Below are 1,788 nucleotides of genomic sequence, written 5' to 3'. Positions count from 1 at the left end.
GGTTTGAACAGAAAAAGCGCCTCCTGTATGCTGGGTCTCGGAATGGTTCGTCATTCACTGCCCTAATTAGAAGGAGGACGCTCACTATGAAGTATAAGCAATCGAAGAAGCAGAATCAACGGATTACACAAATTACCGATGCAACCCTGGTTGTCGGAGCAGACATTGCCAAAGAAACTCATGTGGCACGTGGGATCGACTTTCGGGGAATCGAACTTGGCAAGGAATGCGTGTTTAGCAATAACCGCCCAGGGCTGATCAAACTGGTACAGTGGATGAAGGAGCTTCAAAGGCAACATGCCAAGGCCGATGTGATCTTCGGCATTGAACCAACCGGACACTATTGGTTCCCGTTGGCGGAATTTCTGCAGCATGAGGGCATTAAGGTAGTCGTCGTCAATCCTCACCATGTGAACAAAAGTAAAGAACTTGAGGACAATTCACCGACGAAAAACGACTACAAAGATGCCAAAGTGATCGCAGATTTGATCCGAAACGGGAAATACACCGAGCCCAAATTCCCGAAGAGCGTCTACGCGGATTTACGCATCTTGATGAATCTAAGGGAAAAAGTGATGGGGAACTTCGGGCAAGTGCAGCGGCGGATTCAGAATTGGTTGGACCGTTTCTTTCCCGAATACCAACAGGTGTTTAAAGACTGGGAAGGCAAAGCATCGTTCATCACCCTTTCGGAGTTTCCGACACCGCAAGAGATCGTATCTTTAGGCGCCTATACGATTCTGAAGCGTTGGAAGCAGGATGTGAAACGTGCCGTGGGCATGAAGCGAGCGGAGAAACTGGTTCAAACGGCCAAGAACTCGATCGGGCTTACGGAGGGTCTCACCGCAGCCAAGATGGAATTGAAGGCTTTGCTGGAACAGTACGACTTATTTTCTCGTCAGCTGGAAGACATCATGCAACAAGTGGAACTACTGTTAGAACAGGTTCCCGGTTCAGAAGAAATGTTGACGGTGCCTGGGGTTGGAGTCGTGACACTGGCCGGATTTCTGGCGGAGGTGGGGGATCTGCGGGGCTATGATCACAGCCAACAAATCATACGGCTCGCGGGATTCAATTTGAAAGAGAACAGCTCAGGCAAGAAGAAGGGGAAGTCCACGATCACCAAACGCGGACGATCTCGGTTACGGGCATTACTGTTCCGGGCAGTCATGCCGATGGTAGCAAAAAATGCAGAGTTCAAGGCATTACATCACTACTACACAAAACGGGCAAACAATCCGCTAAAGAAGAAACAATCTATTGTAGCCTTATGTGGAAAACTCATCCGAGTCTTATTCACATTGGGAACAAAACAAATTGGCTATAACCCTATAGATGTACTGGGTCCGGTACGCCAGTCCCAGCTTCAGATGGCAGCATAAAACCAGATTCAAACTTCACTCATTTGCCGACGAAGAAGCAGGTTTTATACAACGACAACGGAAGCACGGAGCAGCCGCAAGGAATTATTCCATAAGGGCAACGACCCAGTAAAGGAGCAAGAAGCGGCGTCCACCCCTTGAGAGGCAGGACGAAGGAATGTGAGGGCTAAGACCCAGTGTGACATGGGAGGGTAAGCCGTCAAGGGAATGGTGTGGATATCCATGGTGCGGACATACCATTGTTATCCATAGATTGGAATTTGAGTTCCAATCTCTATTCCCGCAACCGGCTCCGCCAGAAAAATATGTCATAGTATCATGATATCTCCATCTCTCAAAAATGTTTAAGTTGAAAACCTAAGAAATCGTGAGCAAATGCAAGAAAACATTAATTTATAGTGGGAGG

At 48.0% G+C, this 1,788-nt stretch carries 1 protein-coding gene; it reads left to right on the top strand.

All coding sequences use genetic code 11. The features are described from left to right. Window positions 1-86: 86 nt before the first annotated feature. Window positions 87-1,382, top strand: a complete 1,296-nt coding sequence (locus RW092_RS05845; protein ID WP_316009759.1) for an IS110 family RNA-guided transposase — start codon at window positions 87-89, stop codon at window positions 1,380-1,382. Window positions 1,383-1,788 lie beyond the last annotated feature (406 nt).

Origin of the sequence: Paenibacillus sp. 3LSP, assembly GCF_032465655.1 — a bacterium.
Classification (GTDB): Bacteria; Bacillota; Bacilli; order Paenibacillales; family Paenibacillaceae; genus Fontibacillus; species Fontibacillus barengoltzii.
This window is presented reverse-complemented; position numbering and strand designations above follow the sequence as displayed.

Coding starts and splice junctions, on each gene's coding strand:
- RW092_RS05845 (WP_316009759.1), top strand. CDS start 87: ATGAAGTATAAGCAATCGAAGAAGCAGAATCAACGGATTACACAAATT.